The sequence below is a fragment of the Bacillus cereus genome (assembly GCF_025917685.1).
Classification (GTDB): domain Bacteria; phylum Bacillota; class Bacilli; order Bacillales; family Bacillaceae_G; genus Bacillus_A; species Bacillus_A cereus_AT.
Genome location: NZ_CP089518.1, coordinates 3,932,309 through 3,953,623, shown reverse-complemented (window position 1 = coordinate 3,953,623; position 21,315 = coordinate 3,932,309). Strand labels below are relative to the sequence as shown.

Below are 21,315 nucleotides of genomic sequence, written 5' to 3'. Positions count from 1 at the left end.
TTTTCATATGATGTAAGGACATACTAAATAGAAAAAATATAGTTAAAGAGATGATAATTGTGAAGACAACTAAGAAGACATATTCGTTTTTTCAGCGGATGTGGAGAATATTAAAGTTTCAATATTTTAAGTTGCTTCGATCACCAGAAGGGGCAAAAAAAGTAGCATTAGGTTTTGCTATTGGATTTGGGTTAGAAATGTTAGTAATTTATACGGCATCACTCGTATATTTAATATTTTATCCAATTGTCAGGTTAGCAAAGGGGTCTTTTCCAGCCGCAGTTATTGGTAATATTATTGGGAAAATATCGTTTCTACCGGTATTTTTATTTCCGTTTGCTTATGCGTTAGGGAAAATGATTTATCCATTTCATGTGAAAAAAATACACCATGAACCATTTACGATATCGGATTTGTTTTCGAGCCATATTTTCACAATGTTAAAGAGCTTATTACAGAGTGAAGTGTATGTATTAATTGGTATGACGATAATAGGAGTTGTGTTTGGGGTAATTTCATATTTCGTTGTGCATTATTTATATGAAAAGAATCGTAAGTTACGTTTGAAGAAAAGAAAGAAACGGGTGAGAGAACCACTCGTGCAAATATAAAGAATGTCACATTCATTTTCTCCTTTGAATATGTTTAAGAAAAAGGGGGAGAGAATGAATGTATTATTATTACGTACCTCAAGTATACTCGTATCCAACATATTATTCGATACATGATATGAGGAGACAATTCGGAGTGTATCAGCAACCACAGCAAGTGCAGCAACTACAACAACCTGAGCAACAGGTTAATCAAGAGAAAAAACCATATTTAACGACATGGCCGTATTCAAATGTATACTATGGTAATTATTACGAATCATAAAGCTGCTTCTATTTAGAAGCAGCTTTATGCGTTTGTTTTCAAAATTAAATTTTGAATGGTTTTAAGAGAATGAATGAGCTTTTCACGCTCTTCCTCAGATAATGTTTGAAAATTTTCTTTTAGTTTGTCTAAAATGAATTGCTGATACTGATTTACTAGTAATTTCCCTTCAGTTGTCAGGGAAATTAAAATGACCCGTCGATCTTTTTCGCTATAATGACGCTCTATTAGTTCTTCTTGAATAAGTTTGTTTAATAGAGGGGTCATGTTAGGCCGTGAAATCGCTAGCCGCTTGCCAATTTCTGAAACTGCTAATGTACCATTTTCATGCAAAAGCAGTAACACTTGCGTATGTGATGGCGGCATATGTCTTTGAGAAGAAAACTCTCCAGGAAGCATAAATTTGCGATAAAAAAGAGGCACTAGCGAAAGAAGATGATCAACAATACGTTCCCACTCGCGTGATTCCATATAACGGCCCCCTTCCACTATCATTGTAACAAAAAAGACAAGGTATAAAAATAGAATTGTTTCATGGTAGCCTTAATATTTGTAGGATAACACTTGCTTTGTAAATGTATTGGCAATAATCGCATAACCGTTATCATTTGGGTGTACTTGGTCAAATAGTAAATCTTTTTTATCATTCGATATTAATTTGCGAATTGGTAAAACAATCGACGGTTGATGTGCTTTTGAAATAGAATAAATAGAATCATTCCAACCATCTAAAAACCTATCTGCATAACTTGCGATGGAGTCATCGAGTTGTAAAGGGTTATAGAGTTCAGAGAGAATGAGTAAAGCATTCGGATTTTGATCTCGAACGGTCTTTACAATAGTTTTTACATCCGTTTCAAAACGAGTTTTTTCTTTATTTAACATTTTAATACCATCAATAACACCTACATCACGATTTAAGCGAAATAAATTGTTTCCGCCAATATTAATAGTAATGATATTGGCTTCCCTAATTTTTTGTTGTACTTCTTCTAACTGAACTTTTTTTACGAGACGACCTGTAGTGAGACCGTTTACACCGAGATTTTCTACCGTAATTGGTTTATGAATTTGTCCTTCTAGTTGCTTAGAAGCTAATTCGGCAAATCCCCCTTGTGTAGATCCATATCCTTTGGCGAGTGAATCACCTAATACGAGATGATAAAAGGAGTCGTTCGTTTGCTTATCAATCCAACTTGGAGCAGATGTTTTTTCTGCTTTTCCTTCAGTTTTTTTTTGTTCTATTTCATCGTTCTTTTCAAAATTAGAACAAGAAATGATTAGAAGGAGGAGACAAACAATTGTTAAGATGACTTTTTTCATAAATTCATCCTCCTTGTAATTGGTAATTGTATCATATTCAGCAGTATAAGCAATGTAAGGGCATATTATATATTTATGAAAAATTCACAATAACTTTACAGAAAATTTGTAGAAGTATGTCAAAAAATATTGACGGTATGAAAGAACTTTAGATATGATAATGTCAGATAAGGTGAAACTTTAATTAGTGGGAGCTTTATTTCCTATTAATTGTTAGTCTTCATCAATCGGGCGTTTAAGGGGACTACTCGTTAGCGCAGGGTGAAATGAAAATTGTGTCTCTAATAGAAGAAAAAAGGTATGTGGTTAGAGACAGATAGGGATTCATTTCATTATTTCTGGTAATTGTATAAGGGGGATTTTTTGTGAAAAAGTCAAAAAAAATGCTAGCTGGAGCAACTCTTGCGATTGGTGTTATAGCACCGCAAGTAATGCCAACAACAGCTCATGCAGATGAGAACAATGGGGAGAGTACAGTTAACTTACGAATTCTAGAAACATCAGATATTCACGTTAACTTAATGAATTACGATTATTATCAAACGAAAACAGATAATAAAGTAGGTCTTGTGCAAACTGCAACACTTGTTAATAAAGCGCGTGAAGAAGCGAAGAACTCTGTTCTATTTGATGATGGGGATGCATTACAAGGGACACCGCTTGGAGATTACGTAGCGAATAAAATAAATGATCCGAAAAATCCTGTGGATCCTAGTTATACACATCCATTATATCGTTTAATGAATTTAATGAAGTATGACGTCATCTCTCTTGGGAATCATGAATTTAACTACGGTTTAGATTATTTAAACAAAGTGATTAGTAAAACAGAATTTCCAGTTATTAACTCGAATGTTTATACAGATGATCATGATGGTATTGAAGAGAATGACAAGCATTACTTTGAACCATATCATATTTTTGAAAAAGAAGTAGAGGATGAATCTGGCCAAAAACAAAAAGTGAAAATTGGTGTAATGGGATTTGTTCCACCGCAGGTTATGAACTGGGATAAAGCGAATTTAGAAGGAAAAGTAAAAGCGAAAGATATTGTTCAAACAGCGGAAAAGTTAGTTCCAGAAATGAAAGCAAAAGGTGCGGACGTTATCGTTGCACTAGCTCATTCAGGTGTTGATAAGAGTGGATACAATGTTGGAATGGAAAACGCATCATATTATTTAACAGGAGTTGCTGGTGTTGATGCAGTATTAATGGGACATTCACATACTGAAGTGAAGGATATATTTAATGGTGTTCCAGTTGTAATGCCTGGTGTTTTTGGTAGTAACTTAGGTATTATTGATATGCAATTGAAAAAGGTAAACGGAAAATGGGAAGTGCAAAAAGATCAGTCTAAGCCACAACTTCGTCCGATTGCTGATAGTAAAGGTAACCCATTAGTAGAATCTGATCAAAAATTAGTTAATGAAATTAAAGATGATCATCAAGCGACAATCGATTATGTAAATACAGCTGTAGGTAAAACGACAGCACCAATTAATAGTTATTTTTCATTAGTACAAGATGATCCTTCCGTACAACTTGTGACAAATGCACAAAAATGGTATGTTGAGAAATTATTTGCTGAAAATGGACAATACAGTAAATATAAAGGAATTCCAGTTTTATCTGCCGGGGCACCATTTAAAGCGGGTGGCCGAAACGGTGCTACATATTATACTGATATTCCAGCTGGAACTTTAGCGATTAAAAACGTAGCGGATTTATACGTATATCCAAATACATTATATGCTGTAAAAGTAAATGGGGCACAAGTGAAAGAATGGCTTGAAATGTCTGCAGGTCAGTTTAATCAAATTGATGCAGCGAAAACAGAAGAACAACCATTAGTAAATGTAGGCTATCCTACATATAATTTTGATATTTTAGATGGCTTAAAATACGAAATTGACGTGACACAGCCGGCGAAATATGATAAAGATGGAAAAGTTGTAAATGCAAATACGAATCGTATTGTAAATATGACATATGAAGGTAAACCAGTAGCTGATAATCAAGAGTTCATCGTTGCTACAAATAACTATCGTGGAAGTAGCCAAACGTTCCCGGGTGTAAGTAAAGGGGAAGTTGTATATCAATCACAAGATGAAACACGTCAAATCATTGTGAAGTATATGCAAGAAACACCAGTTATTGATCCAGCAGCTGATCAAAATTGGACATTTAAACCAATTGTTGCAGATAAATTAAATACAACATTTGACTCTTCACCAAATGCACAAAAGCATATAAAGAAAGATGGGAAAATATCATATGTTGGACCATCTGAAAATGAATTTGCTAAATATGCAATTGATATAACGAAGAAGAATGATGATAAGGAAACTGGTGGAGAGAATCCAACGACACCGCCAACAGGTGAAGGCAATAATGGAGGAAACCCAACGACGCCACCAACAGGTGAAGGCAATAATGGAGGAAACCCAACGACACCGCCAACAGGTGAAGGCAATAATGGAGGAAATCCAACGACGCCACCAACAGGTGAAGGTAATAATGGAGGAAACCCAACGACACCGCCAACAGGTGAAGGCAATAATGGAGGAAATCCAACGACGCCACCAACAGGTGAAGGCAATAATGGAGGAAACCCAACGACACCGCCAACAGGTGAAGATAATAATGGAAATGAACCAAAACAAGATGGAAATAATGCAGGATCTGGACAAACTACAACGGATAATCAAAACTCAAAAGAAACAACAACTGTAAGTGAAAATAAAGAAGAACGTGATTTACCGAAAACAGGTACAAGTGTTGTTTCTACAATTGGAGCAGGTTTGGCGTTTGTTGGAGCAGGATTCCTTCTGTTATTTAGAAGAAAGAAAGCAAATAGATAGAAGAGGAATATAAAAAGGATTACCAATTGAGGTAATCCTTTTTGTTATATTATGAAACTGGTACTGCTTTTTCTTTCTTCCATGAAAGGCCAAATCCAGTGAAACCAACAATAATGGTTAAGACTGGACAAGCTAAACAGAAGATTGCGAATGGAACGTAATCAAATGTCGGAACACCAAGGACGTTCGATAAGAATACGCCACTTACTCCCCATGGTACGAGAGGGTTAATAACTGTACCTGCATCTTCTAATACTCGTGATAAATTACGACGTTCTAAACCGACTTCATCGTATTTATTAGCAAATGCTTGTCCTGTTAAAACGATTGATAAGTACTGCTCACCAAGTAAGAAGTTTACACCAATTGCAGTTGAAGCAGTAGAAATAATTAAGCGTGTACTATTTTTTACAAAGCTAGAGATGATATTCATCAGCTGCGAGATAATACCCATTCCTTGTAATAATCCTCCCATACAAAGAGCTAGGAAAATAAGGGCAATCGACATCATCATACTTTGTAGACCACCGCGAGATAGTAAGCTATCAATGTCTTTTATACCAGTTTTAGAAACGTAGCCGTCTTGCATAATTTTCATTAAATCAGCTAAAGAAGTGCTAGGTTTAAAAATAAAGAGAATAATAATTCCTACCACAATTCCTGCAAGCAATGTTGGAACTGCTGGAACTTTTTTAAATGCGAATAGGAACAGTAATAAAATTGGAATAAGTGTAACGATAGAAATCGTTGCGTTTTTTTCTAATGTGCTAATAAAGTTTGTAAAGTCAACGTCTCCACTAGTGCCGCCTCCTAAAATGAAAAATGCGATAAAAGCAATAATGAAAGCTGGAACTGTTGTCCAAAGCATGTTACGAATATGCTCAAATAAATCTACACCCGTTACAGCAGGAGCTAAGTTTGTTGTATCAGATAAAGGAGACATTTTATCTCCAAAGAATGCACCAGAAATAATTGCACCAGCGATCAGAGCTGGATCGTATCCGAGAGCACTACCCATGCCCATAAAGGCAAGTCCTACAGTTGCGGCAGTTGTAAAGGCACTACCGATACTTGTTCCAACAATTGCACAAACAACAAAAACAGTTGGGACGAAAATTTTAGGAGATACAAGCTGGAAGCCGTATACCATTAAAGTTGGAATTGTTCCAGCAGCGATCCAAACACTAATTAATACGCCTACAAGTAAGAAAATAAAAATAGATGGAATACCAGCTGAAATACTACTGATCATCCCTTTTTCCATAGTAGACCAAGAGATTTTTTTCATAAATCCAAATGCTAATAAAAGAACAATACCAAATAAAATTGGGATGTGTGGTGAAACTTCTAATTTGATAACACTAAAGCCAATACAGAAAAAGATAAATAATGTTAAAAGAACAGATTCAATTTTTGAAACCATTGTTTTTCCCTCCTAAGTAATTTAAAATAGCTCTTTTTTATATAAAATTCGCCAATATTGTATATTTCCTTCTAAAATTTAGAATTTTGTGACAAATTACCGGTAATTGTTTTTCATCATAAAGTTTAAATAATCGGGATTTATCAAGCTTTGTATCTCTCCTATCTCAAATTTTTAGGATAATCGCTTAATGAAGATCGGAATAAAAAAACGCCCCTGCATATAATTATGCAGGGACGAAGAAATCGCGGTACCACCCTAGCTTGTGAAATGAATGTATCACAAAATAAAGGGTCGTATGATATGCGCTAATAAAATAAAAACGCCCCTGCAATATATGCAGGGACGAAAAATTCGCGGTACCACCCTAAATTGTGAAACAGTGTCGTTTCACCACTCTTTAGACATAACGGTCTATAACCGTCTTTTACTACTCCTCACGTTTCGTAAAAGAAGCTCCAGGGGGTAATTCATAATTCGCTCTGTACTGGTTCGCACCGACCACCAGCTCTCTGAAATCAGAAATCGAAATACTACTAAATCCTATCAACGCCGATTCATATGATGTTAGTTAAATTTTTATCATATATTCGTCTTACATGTCAATAAAAATGTTCAATATTTTTTTAGGGAAATAAAGGAGAAATGTTTTTAATACTGTAAAAACGTGCGTTATAATGAATTTGAAAGGGGAGGAAAGAGTGAAGAAAAAAATAATTCTTTTTACCACCTTACTAGTCGTTGGCGGAAGTGCTGGAATTTACACAGCTTTTGCAGCTGAATCAGAGCAGTCGAAACAAAAGCAAATACAGCAGTCAGAAGTGAAGAAAGTGAAAGAAACTGAAGAGAAAAAATCGATGGAAAAAGCAGCTGCGAAACTAGGAGTTTCTACTGATGGGAAAACAAAAGAAGAGGTTACGAAAGAAGTAGATACCGCTAGATTTGAGCAGCGCCATAATTTGTTAATTGAGCATGCTAAGCAACTTGGAATTGATACAGAAGGAAAAAAAGATGAAGAGATCATTTTAGAAATTGGAAAGATACAACATGGAAAGTAGAACAACTTATCGTATGATAAGTTGTTCTTTTTTAAGAACTATTTGATTTAAAAATAATTGACAGTCATTTATTTTTAATGTTAACTGTATTTATAAACAAGTTAACATTAGGGGTGACAATTGTGGCTGTTAATAGTAACACGAGTGAAAAATCGTCTTATACATATGAAGAATTATCGAAGAAGAATAAAGATTACGTATGGCACCCATTTACACAAATGAAAGATTATTTAGAAGAAGATCCTGTCATTATTGAACGTGGAGAGGGAAGAAAGCTATACGATGTAATTGGAAATGAATATTGGGACGGTGTTTCGTCTATTTGGTTAAATGTTCATGGACATCAAGTACCGGAACTAGATGAGGCAATTCGTGAGCAATTAAATAAAATTGCCCATTCTACTATGTTAGGACTTGCTAACGTTCCATCTATTTTATTAGCAGAAAAAATAATTGATGTTGTACCAGAAGGCTTGAAGAAAGTATTCTATTCAGACTCTGGTTCTACCGCTGTTGAAATTGCAATTAAGATGGCTTTTCAATATTGGCAGCATAAAGGAAAACCGAAAAAACAAAGATTTGTTACATTAAAAGAAGCATATCACGGTGATACGATAGGAGCTGTTTCAGTAGGAGCAATAGACTTGTTTCACCAAGTGTATAGTTCACTATTATTTGAGGCAATTAAAATGCCGTATCCATATACATATCGTTCTCCTTATGGAGATAATAAGGAACAAATTGTAAAGAAACATTTAGAAGAAATGGAAGAATTGCTGCAAGAAAAACATGAAGAAGTAGCAGCTATTATTGTGGAGCCATTAATGCAAGGTGCTGGCGGGATGATTACAATGCCAAAAGGATACTTAAAAGGGCTTCGCGATTTATGTACAAAATACAATGTATTATTTATTACAGATGAGGTAGCGACTGGATTTGGGCGTACCGGAAAAATGTTTGCATGTGAGCACGAGGGTGTGACGCCAGATATTTTAACTGCGGGAAAAGGTTTAACAGGTGGTTATTTACCGGTGGCAATTACGGTAACGACAGATGAAATTTATAATGCCTTTTTAGGGGACTATGAAGAACAAAAAACATTTTTCCATGGTCATAGTTATACAGGGAATCCGTTAGGGTGTGCCGTAGCAATTGCAAATTTAGAACTATATGAAAAAACTAATTTAATAGAAGATGTTGCGCATAAAGCAGAATATGTAGCAGCACAATTAGAAGCCCTTAATGAATATAAGCACGTAGGAGATATTCGTCAGTGTGGGCTAATGGTTGGTATTGAACTTGTGAAGAATAAGGAAATGAAAGAATCGTTTGAATGGACAGAAAGAGTCGGTGTTCAAGTGTGTAAACGCTCAAGAGAGTTAGGGATGATTTTACGTCCGCTTGGTAACACCATTGTATTTATGCCTCCTCTTGCATCTACGGTGGCTGAGATTGATGAGATGTTACGCATTTTATATAAAGCAATCTCGGATGTTACGGAGGGAGAGTAATGAGTGGTTTCTTTATAACAGCAACGGATACAGAAGTTGGCAAAACGGTAGTGACAGGAGCATTAGCAGGTATATTTCGAGAGCGTGGACATAATGTTGGTGTATATAAACCGTTGCAAAGTGGACATGTTGCATCAAATCCTGAGGGTGATGCAGCAAGATTAAAAGCGTTATCGGGTGTACCGACAAAAGAAGATAAAATTTGTCCTTATTCCATTGAAGAACCACTTGCTCCGAGACTTGCTATGAAAAGAGCTGGAAGGACAGTAACGTTAAAAAAAATTACTGACCACTATAATGAACTATTAAAAGAGTTTAATAGCCTATTTGTAGAAGGGGCTGGTGGGCTTGCCGTCCCATATACAGAAGATGCTTTAGTGATTGATTTTGCAAAAGAATTACAGCTTCCTCTTATTGTAGTAGCGCGTCCTACGCTTGGGACAGTTAATCATACTATTTTAACAATTTCTTATGCAAAAGCACATGGATTAAAAGTAGCAGGTGTAATTTTATCTGGATGTAAAGAATATGAAAAAGAAAGAGTGCAAGAAAATAAAATAATGATTGAGGAGTTAAGTGGAGTGCCAGTTTTAGGGTTATTACCATTCCTTGAAGGAGAGTTTACAAAGGAAGAATTATTAGAATCGGCAAAAGAGCATATTATGATTTCAAAATTAGAGGAGCTCATCCAAAATGGATCAAATGTGGCGCGCGCATCTTCAATCTAAAGTAGAACAATTAAAGGAGCAAGGGCAGTATCGTAATTTACATGTAACAGAGCGATCCGAAGAGACATGGCTTATTCGAAATAAGAAAAAGATGCTAAATTTAGCATCGAATAATTATTTAGGATTAGCTGGAGATGAAAGGCTGAAAGAAGCTGCTATTGCCTGTACAAGAAAATATGGAACTGGAGCGACAGCATCCCGTCTCGTTGTAGGAAATTATCCACTGTATGAAGAGGTTGAGAGAAGTATATGCGATTGGAAAGGCACTGAAAAAGCCTTAATTGTAAATAGTGGATATACCGCGAATGTTGGAGCGATTTCTTCGTTAGTTGGTCGCCGCGATATTGTTTTTAGTGACAAATTAAATCATGCAAGTATCGTTGATGGGATTATATTAAGCGGAGCAGAGCATAAAAGATATCGTCATAATGATTTGGATCATTTAGAAAAGATGTTGCAAATAGCGTCACCAGAAAAGAGAAAATTAATCGTAACAGATACGATTTTTAGTATGGATGGAGATATTGCATATTTGAGAGGCTTAGTTCAGCTTAAAGAGAAATACGGGGCAATCATTATAGTTGATGAAGCACATGCAAGTGGAATATATGGTATTGGCGGGGCTGGATTAGCTCATATAGAAAAGGATATTACTCGGAAAATTGATATACATATGGGGACGTTTAGTAAGGCTTTAGGGTGTTATGGTGCGTATTTGACAGGCGATGCAATTTATATAGAGTATTTACAAAATATGATGAGAAGCTTTATTTTTACTACAGCTTTACCACCAGGAACATTAGGGGCGATACGAAAAGCAATTGAAATTGTGAAAGAAGATAACGAAAGAAGAGAGCGACTTATAGAGAATGGTGCATATTTCAGGACGCATTTACAAGAAGCTGGTTTTGATATTGGGAGTAGCTCAACTCATATTGTACCGATTGTAGTTGGGTCAAATGAAAATACTTTACGGTTTAGTGAAAGATTACAAGAGGTAGGTATCGCAGCCATTGCAATTCGTCCGCCGACTGTTCCGGTTGGTAGTTCTCGAGTCCGTTTTGCAGTTACGTCACAAAATACAATAGCCGATTTGAAATGGGCTATTCAGCATATTATACGCATTGGTAAAGAAGAGGGGTTTTTAGTATGAAAGAGCTAAAGCTTATTTTTATTCCAGGATGGGGAATGGAAGAAGGTGTTTGGACTTTAGTTCTGCCGTATTTTAAAGGATATTCTGTTCAATGCATAGATTGGCGTAACGTGAAAGAACAAAGTGAATTTGCGGGGCGAATAATAGATGTAGCAGAGGATGAGAATGTAATTTTAGTTGGATGGTCACTAGGAGCGTTAGCAGCAGTACAAGCTTATAAAAAGATTAAGGCCCAAGGTATGGTACTAATTGGTGGTACCGCTAAATTTACCAATACAAGTGACTATACAAATGGATGGAATTCCTTGCATGTAGAACGTATGAAAAAGAATTTAACGAGAAAGAAAGAAGATACTTTAAAGCGTTTCTATGAAAACATGTTTACAAAAAGTGAGCTGAGGGAGAATACGAGTTTTGAAGAGATTGCGCTGAAGTTTAAAGGAGACTCGATTCAGTCTTTACAATTAGGCTTAGATTATTTAATAGAAACAGATATGAGAAACGAATTAACAAGTGTCAAAGTCCCTTTATTACTTCTTCATGGAGAACAGGATGTGATATGTCCATTATCCGCAGCTCATAGTATGACAGAGAATACGAATGCTACGTTAAAGGTAGTAAGCGAGGCTGGGCATGCTTTATGCGTGACGAATTTTGAATATTGCGCAAACGAAATTATTCAATTTGTAGAGGGGATACGACATGATCAACAAAACGTTACTGCAAAAACGGTTTAATGGGGCGGCTGTATCCTACGATCAATATGCAAATGTACAAAAAAAGATGGCGCATTCGTTACTTTCTATATTGAAGGGGCGATACAGTGAAACATCATCGATACGTATTTTAGAACTTGGATGCGGGACAGGATATGTAACAGAGCAATTATCAAATTTATTTCCGAAAGCGCATATTACAGCTGTGGATTTTGCCGATGAGATGATTGCAGTCGCGAAAACTAGAAATAATGTGGAAAATGTGATGTTCCGATGTGAAGATATTGAACAATTAAAATTAGAAGATTCATATGATGTCATTATTTCAAATGCTACATTTCAATGGCTTAATGATTTAAAAACGACAGTGAAAAATTTATTTAACTATTTGCCTGAAGAAGGCATATTATTATTTTCAACGTTTGGTAATACGACTTTCCAAGAATTGCATACATCTTTTCAACGCGCTAAGAAAGAAAAGGGGATACACAATTGTACTTCAATTGGACAACGATTCGTTTCGAAAGAACAGTTAGTGAATATATGCAAAAATCCATTAGGAAACGTACATGTTTCTGAAACGTGTTACATAGAAAGCTTTACAGAAGTTAGGGAGTTTCTACATTCTATTCGAAAAGTAGGGGCAACCAATAGTAATGAAGAGTCTTACTGTCAAAAACCATCACTCTTTCGTACGATGCTTCGTATATACGAAAGAGACTTCACGGGAAAAGAAGGGATAATGGCAACGTATCATGCTTTATTTACGTATATAACAAAAGAGGGGAAGAGATGAAATGAAACAAGTACAAACAAAAAGGGATTGGAAAAAACTTGCATACGACGTAGTAGAAGAAAAAATGATTACGAAAGAAGATGCAATTGCAATATTAGAAGCTGATGATACAGAAGTTTTAGAAATTATGAATGCAGCTTACATCATTCGCCATCATCATTTTGGTAAGAAAGTAAAGTTGAACATGATTATAAATACGAAATCTGGATTATGTCCTGAAGATTGCGGTTATTGTTCACAGTCTATTATTTCAGAAGCACCGATTGATAAATATGCATGGTTAACACAAGAGAAAATTGTTGAAGGAGCACACGAAGCAATTCGTCGTAAAGCAGGTACATATTGTATTGTTGCATCTGGTCGTCGTCCGACAGATAAAGAAGTAAATCACGTTATTGGAGCAGTTAAGGAAATTCGTGAAACAACAGAGTTGAAAATTTGCTGTTGTTTAGGGTTTTTAAATGAAGATCAAGCAGGGCGTTTAGCAGATGCTGGTGTGCATCGTTATAACCACAATTTAAATACGCATGAAAATAATTACCATAGCATTTGTTCAACGCATACGTATGACGATCGTGTTGATACAGTCCAAAAAGCGAAGCAAGCTGGCATTTCTCCATGCTCAGGGGCGATTTTCGGAATGGGAGAAACGATTGAACAGCGCGCTGAAATTGCATTTGAATTACAACGCTTAGATGCGGATTCTATTCCATGTAATTTCCTTGTCGCTGTAAAGGGTACGCCACTTGAAGGACAAAAAGAATTAACGCCTGTAGAATGTTTAAAAGTGCTGGCAATGATGCGTTTTGTAAACCCAACAAAAGAAATTCGTATTTCAGGTGGCCGAGAACTTAATTTACGTTCTGTACAGCCACTCGGTTTATTTGCGGCAAACTCTATTTTCGTAGGGGATTACTTAACAACAGCTGGACAAGAACCGACTGCGGACTGGGGTATGATTGAAGACTTAGGTTTTGAGATTGAAGAATGTGCGCTATAACATAGATGAAAGGCAAACTCTTTAAAGGGTTTGCTTTTTTTGTAAATAAAATGTAATAAAAGGCCATTGAGGCTTGATAGTAGTGGCTTTTGAGCGAAAAAAATAATTTTTGTGGACGAATTTTCCAAGCCCCAATTGTACATAGTAAAAATGTAATTTATATCGGGGCGGAGGATTTTACATGTACAAATACATATTAGCCATTATGACTTGTCTGATTTTAATAAAAGCGATAAGTGCTGATCCAGTTAAGGCGGCTGAAAATCCTGAACAAAAAGAAATGCAACAAAGAATTGAACAACATTTTCGAACGAAAGCTGAACATTTTGGTCTTGAAACAGAAGGAAAAGATTTAAAAGAAGTGAGGAAGGAAATTTCTATTATAGAAGAAGCGAAAAAGAGAGAAAATGTGTGGAGAACGGCACAAGCTCTTCGTATAAAAACAGAAGGAAAATCGATGGATGAATTAATAAAAGATGTACGAAAAAAGGTAAAGAAATAAAAAGAGGCCGTAGCCTCTTTTTATTATGCCCATTGTTTGGACAAGTGAGCCATTTCAATTGCAGCAACTGCCGATTCATATCCTTTATTACCAGCTTTTGTACCTGCACGTTCAATCGCTTGTTCAATTGTTTCTGTCGTTAATACACCGAAAATAACTGGAATGTCCGTTTGTAGTGATAAAGAGGCAACACCTTTTGCTACTTCATTACAAACGTAATCGTAATGTGTTGTAGCACCGCGAATTACTGTACCTAATGTAATAACAGCATCATACTTTCCGCTATTAGCCATCTTTTTAGCGATTAAAGGAATTTCGAATGCACCAGGAACCCATGCAACATCAATATCATTTTCTTCTACACCGTGACGCTTTAATCCATCTAAAGCACCACCAAGTAACTTGCTTGTAATAAATTCATTAAAACGTCCAACAACAACCCCAACTTTTAATCCAGTACCAACTAAATGACCTTCGAATACCATAATTTATCTCTCCCTTAATTATAAGTTTAGTAAATGTCCTAATTTGCTTACTTTCGTTTGCAAATACGTTTTATTTTCTGCTTTTGTTGGCATTTGCAACGGTACACGCTCGGTTACTTCTAAATCGTAACCTTGTAAGCCAGCAATTTTTCGTGGATTATTCGTTAATAATCGTAAACTTTGTAAGCCTAAATCTTTTAAAATTTGAGCGCCAATACCGTAATCACGAAGATCAGCTGGGAACCCAAGTTTTTCATTTGCTTCTACAGTATCTAACCCTTCTTCTTGTAACTTATAAGCGCGAAGCTTATTAAGAAGGCCAATGCCTCGTCCTTCTTGTCTCATATAGAGAAGAACGCCTTTTCCTTCACGCTCAATTTGAGCAAGTGCAGCATGTAGCTGTGGTCCGCAATCACAGCGGCACGAACCAAATACATCTCCTGTTAAGCATTCTGAATGAACGCGTACAAGTACAGGTTCGCCTGTTGAAATATCACCTTTTACGAGCGCGATATGTTCTTTCATATCTAATGAGTTAGAATAGCCAATTGCATGAAAAGTACCGAAATCTGTAGGTAATGTAATTTCCACTTCCCTCGTCACAAGTGTTTCGTGATGGCGGCGATAAGCAATTAAATCTTCAATTGTAATCATTTTTATATCAAATTGTTTTGCACACTCTAGTAAATCAGGTACACGTGCCATCGTCCCATCTTCATTTATAATCTCGCAAATGACGCCAGCTGGCTCAGCTCCGCAAAGTTTTGCTAAATCAACAGCGGCTTCTGTATGACCTGCGCGGCGAAGGACGCCACCTTCTTTCGCAATTAATGGAAAGATATGTCCAGGGCGGTTAAAATCAGTTCCTTTAGATGCGGGATTCAATAATTCCTGTATTGTCGTAGCACGCTCATGAGCACTAATGCCTGTTGTTGTAGAAACGTGATCGATGCTTACTGTAAAAGCAGTATGATGTGAATCTGTATTATGAGAAACCATTGGTTCTAACTGTAGACGTTCTGCGTATTTCTCCGTAATCGGTACGCAAACGAGACCACGACCGTGTGTAATCATAAAATTAATCGTTTCTGGTGTAATGTACTCTGCTAAAGCAATAAAATCGCCTTCATTTTCTCGGTTTTCATCATCACATACGATAACGACTTTTCCTTGTTTTAAATCTTCTAGAGCTTCTTCAATACGATGAAACATTGTGCTTCCCCCTTATAGAAATCCGTTTTCTTGTAAAAAGCTTTCGGTCATTGAATCTGTTCTTTTTGTGGGCTTTGAAATAAAGCGTTCAATATATTTTCCAATCATGTCACACTCAATGTTTACGATGTCCCCGGCTTTTTTTTCTCCGATTATAGACTCGCTTACTGTGTGGGGGATGAGTGAAATTGTAATTGAAGATTCGTCTATATCAAATATTGTTAAACTAGTGCCATCAATAGCAACGGATCCTTTATGCAAACAATAGCGTAGTAATTCATCAGAAATTGCTATTTTGTAATAGATGGCATTGTAATGTTGTTTTTTAGTTAAAATCGTACCGATGCCATCGATATGTCCGGTGACGAAATGTCCACCGAATCGTCCGTTTGCAGCCATTGCCCGTTCTAAATTCACTTTGGCACTTGGCTTTAGCATACGAAGTGATGTTGCTTTCATTGTTTCAGGCATTGCATCAACAGTGAATGAAGTAGTCGTAAAAGTAGTTACTGTTAAGCAAATGCCGTTAACTGCGATACTATCACCTAATTTGATATCTGATAAAATTTGATTTGCGTTAATAGTTAGCTTCATTGCTTCACCACTTTGAGTCATGCTTGATATCGTTCCTAACTCTTCTACGATTCCTGTAAACATTCTGTCACCTCGCTTTTTAAGGTTGCAACAATTTTTATATCATTACCAATTTGTTTCATCTCTTGAATTGTTAAGGAAAGTGCATCTTGTAACTTCGAAAAACCAGCTCCGCCAAATAAGGTGGGTGCATCTTTTCCACCAATTAATTTCGGGCTAATATAGGTCACAATTTCATTAAAACTATTTGTTTTTAAGAAGTTTGCATGCACCGTTTGACCACCTTCAACGAACAGAGAAAGAATTTGTTTCTCACCGAGTAGGGATAGGACATCTTGTATTTTAATTTGCTGTGTTTTCATTTGGTATACAACTATATTGTTAGATTCATAAGACGCTATTTTCTCTTTATTTACATCCTTACCGACAATAATCCATGTCGGAGCTAAGCCATCTGTTATGACATGAGAAGATGGCGGCGTTCGTAAGTGGGTATCTAAAATAACACGTATAGGATGTTTACCTCCGTTTAGAATTCTTGTTGTTAAATGTGGATTATCAGTTAAAACTGTATTCACACCGACTAAGATAGCATCATGCATATGACGATATTGGTGAACATCAGCACGTGCTTCTTCACTTGTAATCCACTGGCTTTCACCAGTTACAGTAGCTGTTTTTCCATCTAAGCTCATTGCTGTTTTTATTGTTACAAAGGGACGTTTCGTTTTCATATAGTGAAAAAAGTATCGATTTAATAAAGTTACTTCCGCCTCAAGGACACCAGTAGTTACCTCGATTCCTGCTTCTTCTAATCTCCTTTTTCCATTACCAGAAACGAGTGGATTGCAATCAAGGGTAGCAATTACAACCCGCTGGACTCCTTTTTCAATGAGTAATTCACAGCAAGGTGGTGTTTTTCCAAAATGGCTACACGGTTCAAGTGTTACATAAACGGTAGCACCTTTTGCTTTTTCACCAGCCATATGAAGTGCATGAACTTCAGCATGTTCTTCACCAGCGCGCAAGTGAGCCCCCATTCCTATGATGTTTCCATCTTTTACAACAACAGCACCAACCATAGGATTGGGACTTGTTTGGCCGGTTGTACCTTGTGCTAACTGCAAGGCAATCCTCATATATTCTTGATCTGTCATTCTCTTCACCTCTCCTGAAAAAATCAAAAAACCCCAAGGATATAAAATCCTTGGGGTTTGGGAGACGTGATTTCTAGAAATATAGTTCGAATACGAAAGTATAGGAAAGAAACCTAACGATGACTGATATTTTGGCATAAGGAAAAAAACCTAGCAAAATATCAAATTCTTTCAACGCTAGTCGTATCTTTTTATTTCAGTATAGAAACATAAGTATACAAAATAAAACATATATAAAGGTTCAAAATGAAACTTTAAAAATATGCATACTGAAATAAAAGTGTATTCGCTATATAAAATTACTAGAAAACATATCCTTCTCCCATCCAGACTATACTGTCGGCCCTAGAGTTTCACTAGATCCACCGTTTTCGAGTTGAAAACGGGTCACGGACTTAGAAGTTTGCACTTCATCACCGCCGGTTGGGAATTTCACCCGACCCCGAAGGATGTTGTTTGCTCAAATTATAGCACAAAAAAAATAAAAGGCTAGAAAAAAATATTCGAATGTGAAGAATTGTGTGAAAATATATGTAGGCTGGAATGGGGAAAAAAGTATGAGAAATGTTGTAAGGAGAAGGGATATAACGGAGTTGCTAAAAAGAAAAAACATGCACAAAAAAATGTGCATGTTACGTACAAAACTATTCTGCTTCTGGTGCTCTAACAACAGACTCGAATTTGCCTTTATGCGAAGCATCGCAATAAGGCATGTTTTTCGATAAACCACAACGACATAAAGAAAATGCTGGTTTTGCTGGGAATACATTCCCTTGTGAGTCAACTAATTCCACGTCCCCTGTAACGCGAAAAGAGCCATTATCATTTATTTTAATTTGTACTTTTGCCAACCTTATCCCTCCTTCCCAAACGCTTAATCCCATCATATAATCAGGGAGAGTACTTGACAATATAAAGTGAAACTTTAATCAGTGGGGGGGCATCCCCCACTGATTATCAGCCCGCACCAATCGGGCGTTTACGGGCAGTTAATCTCCCCCCTTACTTCTTTGCCTAAGCCGAATTTTGAGGTGGGAGTCTTACTGCCCGCAAATAGCGGGACAAAAAGAGCACTTTGTTTGAGAGAGAAGAGAGTGTTATAATAGTTTTTATAACTGACTAGAGTAAGGTGACGAAAGATGGATAAAAAATTACGAACACTACAAAATATTGCAAATGAGCGCACGTGGGCATCATTTTTGAATGATAATCATCCATATAGTTTACTTCATTGGTCAATCGCAGGTGTAGGACAAGAACCGAAAGATGTTTGGTTACTGCAAGATGAGGTGACCTTTCAAACGACGGAATTTCCGACGCTAGATGAGGCAATAAAGTGGATTTCTGAAAATATGGAACAAGTTACAGACGTTTTAGCGCAGTAAAAAAACAGGCTTATGCAAGCCTGTTTTTTGTTTCTTTTACATAGGTGTTTAAAAATTGATCGATGGCAGCTTCGTACTCTTCTTTATTTTCATTATAAGAGCAAGCGTGTGCACCATGTTCTGCAATATAAAGTTGCTTATTATTTTCTTTCGCTTCATAAAGTGATTTCGTCATATCAGATAAAATATAGTCATCATCTTTGCTGTGTATAAAAAGAACAGGATTATTAATGTTTTTTATACAATCAATTGGTGAAACTTCACGAATTGTATAGCCGTCACGAACTTTTAAAAAGGCATTTGCTAAAGGTAATAAAGGCCATTTTGGCAAATGAAATTCAACCTTTAAACGATGTTGTAACTGTCCATAAAAATCAGAGAAAGGACAATCAGCAATATAAAAATCGGCACCATCTTCTACAAGTCCCGCATATTGAAGAAGAGTTGCAGCACCCATAGATTCCCCATGAATTCCGAGTGTAATATTCGTTCCAAAACGATCTTTTAGCCAGTCAACTACTGACTTTAGATCATGTTTCTCATAATAGCCGTAGCTTGTCGTTTTACCACCAGTTTTACCATGACGGCGATGATCATAAATAAATACGTTATATCCTCTGCTTAAAAATAAGTTTGCATATTTAACAGAGTTCATTTTATTTACAGTCACACCGTGGCAAAAAATCATAAATTTATTAGAATGACCAGCTGGCATGTAATATCCATGAAGTTCATATCCGAATTGAGAAGGGATGTGAACCTCCTCTTTTTGAATCGCGTTAAAATCGTCCAAATGAAAATGTTTTCTCGTTTCGCGTTCTAAAACTTCTTCCTCTGTTTTTTTCTTCAAGTACATAACTTTATTTGTAAAGAAAATCCCGATCGCAGTTAGTGCACCTAGTATAGTAAACAATGCTGTAAAAAAACGTTTCATACTTTACCTCATCCTCCAAATACCTCTACATATGATACACTTACATTGTATCACAATGATATAAAAAGGGGAGAAATCGTCTATGGTTCATATACAAAAAATCACACCAGAAATGAAAGAAACAATTCGGAGGTTTATGTGCGAAAACTGGGGGAGTTCAATGATGGTCTCGCGAGGCAGAGCGCATCAATTAGAACAATTACCTGGTTTTATCGCACTTAAAAATGACAGAATAGTGGGAATTATAACGTGTGAAGTGCTAAAAAACATGTGTGAAATTGTATCGTTAGATAGTTTTGAGGAAGGAAATGGGATTGGAACAAAACTGGTGGATTGTGTATTGCAAATGGCAAGGGAAAATGAGTGTGAAAAAGTGTGGCTCATTACGACGAATGATAATATGAACGCACTCCGATTTTACCAAAAACGTAATTTTATAATGACGAACTTATACATGGATGCCGTAAAGGAGGCGCGAAAAATAAAGAAAGAAATTCCGTTTATTGGTTATGATAATATTGCAATTTCACATGAAATTCAGTTGGAGTATACTTTGTAAGTAAAGTGAAAGTTATGTAACAACTTTCAGAAATATAAAACAATATTCTTGACGAATGTTATATTTTGGTTTAGTTTAAAATTGTAATCTATTACCATATTAAGGGGTGACGATGTGGCAACTATACGTGATGTTGCAAAATTGGCCGGTGTTTCAGTTGCAACCGTTTCAAGAGTTATTAATGAAAAAGGATATGTCCATGAAGATACGGTAAAACAAGTAAAGCAAGCAATTGAAGAGTTACAATATAGACCGAATGCTACAGCAAAGCCTTTATTTAAGCAACCTTCAACGATGATTGCATTACTGGTAGATAATTTGCATAATCCATCATACATCACCTTGCTCCGTTTCGTTGAGGAAATAGCATATAAAGAAGGGTATCAAGTAGTAGTTTGTAATATAGAAAATAAGAATAGATACATAGATATGTTGGTGCAAAATAACATTGCAGGCGTTATAATGACGAAATCTGTTTTTCAAAGTATAGGAGAAATCTCACTGCCTTTCGCTGTGCTTGAAGAACGACAATCTCTGACTAGTTATTATGAAAGTGGGCAGAAAGCTGTTTCTTTATTAAAAGAGAAAGGCTGCCAGTTTCTTGCTTATATTGGCGAGGGAGTAGAAAGTGAAGAAATGGAAGAGCATGTGGCAGGGTTTTTAGATACTGCTTGGAAAGAAGGACTTTCTTATCGAGAGGAAATTGTACAAGGGTATACGAATCAACAGTTTCTTGAATTGTTACAAAAACATCCATACATAGATGGGGTTGTAGCTTCAAGTGATAAGATCGCTATTGAGCTAATCAGGGCGGCGAAAACGCTTAATATTCATATACCAGATAAGTTGCAAATCATTGGATTTAACGGAAGTGCAGAGGGTGAATGGATAAGCCCATCATTAACGACGATTGGAAGTTATATCGAAGAAAATGGGGAGATAGCATTTCAGCAGTTAATAGGAAGAATAAAGAAGAAACAAGTGGGACAAGAAGAATTGGAAACAGAATTTAGATGTATTGAGAGAGAAACGACAAAGTAAA

Annotated in this window: 23 protein-coding genes, 1 riboswitch and 1 other annotated feature; of the genes, 14 read left to right on the top strand and 9 right to left on the bottom strand. The window is 36.3% G+C overall.

Going from position 1 to position 21,315, the window contains the following annotated elements:
* The first annotated feature begins 59 nt into the window (after positions 1 to 59).
* Positions 60 to 611, top strand: coding sequence for a DUF2062 domain-containing protein (locus LUS72_RS20465; protein WP_141533241.1), 552 nt, complete (start codon positions 60 to 62; stop codon positions 609 to 611).
* Positions 612 to 669: 58 nt separating this feature from the next.
* Positions 670 to 876 carry a hypothetical protein gene (locus LUS72_RS20460; RefSeq protein ID WP_264448224.1) on the top strand — a complete coding sequence of 69 codons (207 nt, stop codon included), beginning with the start codon at positions 670 to 672 and terminating at the stop codon, positions 874 to 876.
* Between the two features lie 24 nt (positions 877 to 900).
* On the opposite strand, the gene LUS72_RS20455 is transcribed toward LUS72_RS20460, so the two are convergent.
* Both LUS72_RS20455 and LUS72_RS20450 read right to left on the bottom strand, forming a co-directional pair.
* Positions 901 to 1,347: a MarR family winged helix-turn-helix transcriptional regulator gene (locus LUS72_RS20455; RefSeq protein ID WP_002111682.1), complete on the bottom strand. Its 447-nt coding sequence runs from the start codon at positions 1,345 to 1,347 to the stop codon at positions 901 to 903.
* A gap of 72 nt (positions 1,348 to 1,419) precedes the next feature.
* A complete protein-coding gene (locus tag LUS72_RS20450; protein WP_264448223.1) occupies positions 1,420 to 2,199 on the bottom strand; it encodes a GDSL-type esterase/lipase family protein in 780 nt (259 codons plus the stop codon).
* A gap of 365 nt (positions 2,200 to 2,564) precedes the next feature.
* Here LUS72_RS20450 and cpdB point away from each other — a divergent pair, with 365 nt between their 5' ends.
* On the top strand, positions 2,565 to 5,060 hold the full coding sequence (gene cpdB / locus LUS72_RS20445) for a bifunctional 2',3'-cyclic-nucleotide 2'-phosphodiesterase/3'-nucleotidase (protein WP_098361630.1): 2,496 nt from the start codon (positions 2,565 to 2,567) through the stop codon (positions 5,058 to 5,060).
* A 49-nt stretch (positions 5,061 to 5,109) separates the two neighbouring features.
* Here the strand turns inward: cpdB and nhaC are convergent, their stop codons facing one another.
* Positions 5,110 to 6,483 (bottom strand): Na+/H+ antiporter NhaC, encoded by a 1,374-nt coding sequence (gene nhaC, locus LUS72_RS20440; RefSeq protein WP_097830772.1) that lies wholly within the window; start codon positions 6,481 to 6,483, stop codon positions 5,110 to 5,112.
* A gap of 338 nt (positions 6,484 to 6,821) precedes the next feature.
* Positions 6,822 to 7,042 (bottom strand) — a binding site (T-box leader).
* A gap of 142 nt (positions 7,043 to 7,184) precedes the next feature.
* Here nhaC and LUS72_RS20435 point away from each other — a divergent pair.
* The 8 genes from LUS72_RS20435 to LUS72_RS20400 all read left to right on the top strand — a co-directional run bounded on the left by LUS72_RS20435 (position 7,185) and on the right by LUS72_RS20400 (position 13,947).
* Complete coding sequence (locus LUS72_RS20435) at positions 7,185 to 7,541, top strand: hypothetical protein (protein ID WP_128853492.1); 357 nt, start codon at positions 7,185 to 7,187, stop codon at positions 7,539 to 7,541.
* A gap of 77 nt (positions 7,542 to 7,618) precedes the next feature.
* Positions 7,619 to 9,052 carry an adenosylmethionine--8-amino-7-oxononanoate transaminase gene (bioA, locus tag LUS72_RS20430; protein WP_141533242.1) on the top strand — a complete coding sequence of 478 codons (1,434 nt, stop codon included), beginning with the start codon at positions 7,619 to 7,621 and terminating at the stop codon, positions 9,050 to 9,052.
* Complete coding sequence (gene bioD / locus LUS72_RS20425) at positions 9,052 to 9,780, top strand: dethiobiotin synthase (protein ID WP_097830775.1); 729 nt, start codon at positions 9,052 to 9,054, stop codon at positions 9,778 to 9,780. Before bioA ends, bioD begins: the two co-directional genes overlap by 1 nt.
* A complete protein-coding gene (bioF, locus tag LUS72_RS20420; protein WP_097830776.1) occupies positions 9,746 to 10,933 on the top strand; it encodes an 8-amino-7-oxononanoate synthase in 1,188 nt (395 codons plus the stop codon). Before bioD ends, bioF begins: the two co-directional genes overlap by 35 nt.
* Positions 10,930 to 11,670 carry an alpha/beta fold hydrolase gene (locus LUS72_RS20415; RefSeq protein ID WP_097830777.1) on the top strand — a complete coding sequence of 247 codons (741 nt, stop codon included), beginning with the start codon at positions 10,930 to 10,932 and terminating at the stop codon, positions 11,668 to 11,670. The genes bioF and LUS72_RS20415 overlap by 4 nt, the downstream gene beginning before the upstream one ends.
* The gene (gene bioC / locus LUS72_RS20410) at positions 11,636 to 12,445 is read left to right on the top strand and encodes a malonyl-ACP O-methyltransferase BioC (RefSeq protein ID WP_097830778.1); all 810 of its coding nucleotides are present in this window, start codon (positions 11,636 to 11,638) and stop codon (positions 12,443 to 12,445) included. Before LUS72_RS20415 ends, bioC begins: the two co-directional genes overlap by 35 nt.
* Position 12,446: 1 nt before the next feature.
* Positions 12,447 to 13,445 (top strand): biotin synthase, encoded by a 999-nt coding sequence (gene bioB / locus LUS72_RS20405; RefSeq protein WP_264448222.1) that lies wholly within the window; start codon positions 12,447 to 12,449, stop codon positions 13,443 to 13,445.
* A gap of 181 nt (positions 13,446 to 13,626) precedes the next feature.
* On the top strand, positions 13,627 to 13,947 hold the full coding sequence (locus tag LUS72_RS20400; RefSeq protein ID WP_000280031.1) for a hypothetical protein: 321 nt from the start codon (positions 13,627 to 13,629) through the stop codon (positions 13,945 to 13,947).
* 23 nt (positions 13,948 to 13,970) lie between these two features.
* On the opposite strand, the gene ribH is transcribed toward LUS72_RS20400, so the two are convergent.
* From ribH to LUS72_RS20375, 5 genes are all read right to left on the bottom strand, one after another.
* Entirely contained in the window at positions 13,971 to 14,432 is a 462-nt protein-coding gene (ribH, locus tag LUS72_RS20395) for a 6,7-dimethyl-8-ribityllumazine synthase (protein ID WP_000230892.1), read from the bottom strand.
* Between the two features lie 18 nt (positions 14,433 to 14,450).
* Entirely contained in the window at positions 14,451 to 15,644 is a 1,194-nt protein-coding gene (gene ribBA, locus LUS72_RS20390) for a bifunctional 3,4-dihydroxy-2-butanone 4-phosphate synthase/GTP cyclohydrolase II (RefSeq protein WP_097830780.1), read from the bottom strand.
* Between the two features lie 12 nt (positions 15,645 to 15,656).
* Positions 15,657 to 16,301, bottom strand: a complete 645-nt coding sequence (ribE, locus tag LUS72_RS20385; protein WP_097830781.1) for a riboflavin synthase — start codon at positions 16,299 to 16,301, stop codon at positions 15,657 to 15,659.
* A complete protein-coding gene (ribD, locus tag LUS72_RS20380; RefSeq protein ID WP_264448219.1) occupies positions 16,283 to 17,395 on the bottom strand; it encodes a bifunctional diaminohydroxyphosphoribosylaminopyrimidine deaminase/5-amino-6-(5-phosphoribosylamino)uracil reductase RibD in 1,113 nt (370 codons plus the stop codon). Before ribD ends, ribE begins: the two co-directional genes overlap by 19 nt.
* Before the next feature lie 310 nt (positions 17,396 to 17,705).
* Positions 17,706 to 17,849: riboswitch (FMN riboswitch) on the bottom strand.
* A 190-nt stretch (positions 17,850 to 18,039) separates the two neighbouring features.
* On the bottom strand, positions 18,040 to 18,246 hold the full coding sequence (locus tag LUS72_RS20375) for a CDGSH iron-sulfur domain-containing protein (RefSeq protein WP_128853498.1): 207 nt from the start codon (positions 18,244 to 18,246) through the stop codon (positions 18,040 to 18,042).
* A 288-nt stretch (positions 18,247 to 18,534) separates the two neighbouring features.
* Between LUS72_RS20375 and LUS72_RS20370 the strand changes: the two genes are divergently transcribed.
* Positions 18,535 to 18,780: a YqkC family protein gene (locus tag LUS72_RS20370; protein ID WP_000358701.1), complete on the top strand. Its 246-nt coding sequence runs from the start codon at positions 18,535 to 18,537 to the stop codon at positions 18,778 to 18,780.
* Positions 18,781 to 18,790: 10 nt separating this feature from the next.
* Here the strand turns inward: LUS72_RS20370 and LUS72_RS20365 are convergent, their stop codons facing one another.
* On the bottom strand, positions 18,791 to 19,714 hold the full coding sequence (locus tag LUS72_RS20365) for an alpha/beta hydrolase (RefSeq protein WP_071746985.1): 924 nt from the start codon (positions 19,712 to 19,714) through the stop codon (positions 18,791 to 18,793).
* An 82-nt stretch (positions 19,715 to 19,796) separates the two neighbouring features.
* Here LUS72_RS20365 and LUS72_RS20360 point away from each other — a divergent pair, with 82 nt between their 5' ends.
* Together LUS72_RS20360 and LUS72_RS20355 are read left to right on the top strand one after the other, a co-directional pair.
* Positions 19,797 to 20,273, top strand: a complete 477-nt coding sequence (locus LUS72_RS20360) for a GNAT family N-acetyltransferase (protein ID WP_097830784.1) — start codon at positions 19,797 to 19,799, stop codon at positions 20,271 to 20,273.
* Positions 20,274 to 20,387: 114 nt separating this feature from the next.
* Positions 20,388 to 21,314, top strand: a complete 927-nt coding sequence (locus tag LUS72_RS20355) for a LacI family DNA-binding transcriptional regulator (RefSeq protein ID WP_264448215.1) — start codon at positions 20,388 to 20,390, stop codon at positions 21,312 to 21,314.
* Position 21,315 lies beyond the last annotated feature (1 nt).

Excerpts from the sequence above, each read along its gene's own strand:
- LUS72_RS20455 (WP_002111682.1), bottom strand. The coding sequence starts at position 1,347 with ATGGAATCACGCGAGTGGGAACGTATTGTTGATCATCTTCTTTCGCTA.
- LUS72_RS20450 (WP_264448223.1), bottom strand. The coding sequence starts at position 2,199 with ATGAAAAAAGTCATCTTAACAATTGTTTGTCTCCTCCTTCTAATCATT.
- ribD (WP_264448219.1), bottom strand. The coding sequence starts at position 17,395 with ATGACAGATCAAGAATATATGAGGATTGCCTTGCAGTTAGCACAAGGT.
- bioC (WP_097830778.1), top strand. The coding sequence starts at position 11,636 with ATGATCAACAAAACGTTACTGCAAAAACGGTTTAATGGGGCGGCTGTA.
- LUS72_RS20370 (WP_000358701.1), top strand. The coding sequence starts at position 18,535 with ATGGATAAAAAATTACGAACACTACAAAATATTGCAAATGAGCGCACG.
- LUS72_RS20460 (WP_264448224.1), top strand. The coding sequence starts at position 670 with ATGTATTATTATTACGTACCTCAAGTATACTCGTATCCAACATATTAT.
- bioD (WP_097830775.1), top strand. The coding sequence starts at position 9,052 with ATGAGTGGTTTCTTTATAACAGCAACGGATACAGAAGTTGGCAAAACG.
- bioB (WP_264448222.1), top strand. The coding sequence starts at position 12,447 with ATGAAACAAGTACAAACAAAAAGGGATTGGAAAAAACTTGCATACGAC.
- LUS72_RS20365 (WP_071746985.1), bottom strand. The coding sequence starts at position 19,714 with ATGAAACGTTTTTTTACAGCATTGTTTACTATACTAGGTGCACTAACT.
- LUS72_RS20400 (WP_000280031.1), top strand. The coding sequence starts at position 13,627 with ATGTACAAATACATATTAGCCATTATGACTTGTCTGATTTTAATAAAA.
- nhaC (WP_097830772.1), bottom strand. The coding sequence starts at position 6,483 with ATGGTTTCAAAAATTGAATCTGTTCTTTTAACATTATTTATCTTTTTC.
- LUS72_RS20415 (WP_097830777.1), top strand. The coding sequence starts at position 10,930 with ATGAAAGAGCTAAAGCTTATTTTTATTCCAGGATGGGGAATGGAAGAA.
- bioA (WP_141533242.1), top strand. The coding sequence starts at position 7,619 with ATGTTAACTGTATTTATAAACAAGTTAACATTAGGGGTGACAATTGTG.
- ribE (WP_097830781.1), bottom strand. The coding sequence starts at position 16,301 with ATGTTTACAGGAATCGTAGAAGAGTTAGGAACGATATCAAGCATGACT.
- ribBA (WP_097830780.1), bottom strand. The coding sequence starts at position 15,644 with ATGTTTCATCGTATTGAAGAAGCTCTAGAAGATTTAAAACAAGGAAAA.
- bioF (WP_097830776.1), top strand. The coding sequence starts at position 9,746 with ATGGATCAAATGTGGCGCGCGCATCTTCAATCTAAAGTAGAACAATTA.
- ribH (WP_000230892.1), bottom strand. The coding sequence starts at position 14,432 with ATGGTATTCGAAGGTCATTTAGTTGGTACTGGATTAAAAGTTGGGGTT.
- LUS72_RS20360 (WP_097830784.1), top strand. The coding sequence starts at position 19,797 with ATGGTTCATATACAAAAAATCACACCAGAAATGAAAGAAACAATTCGG.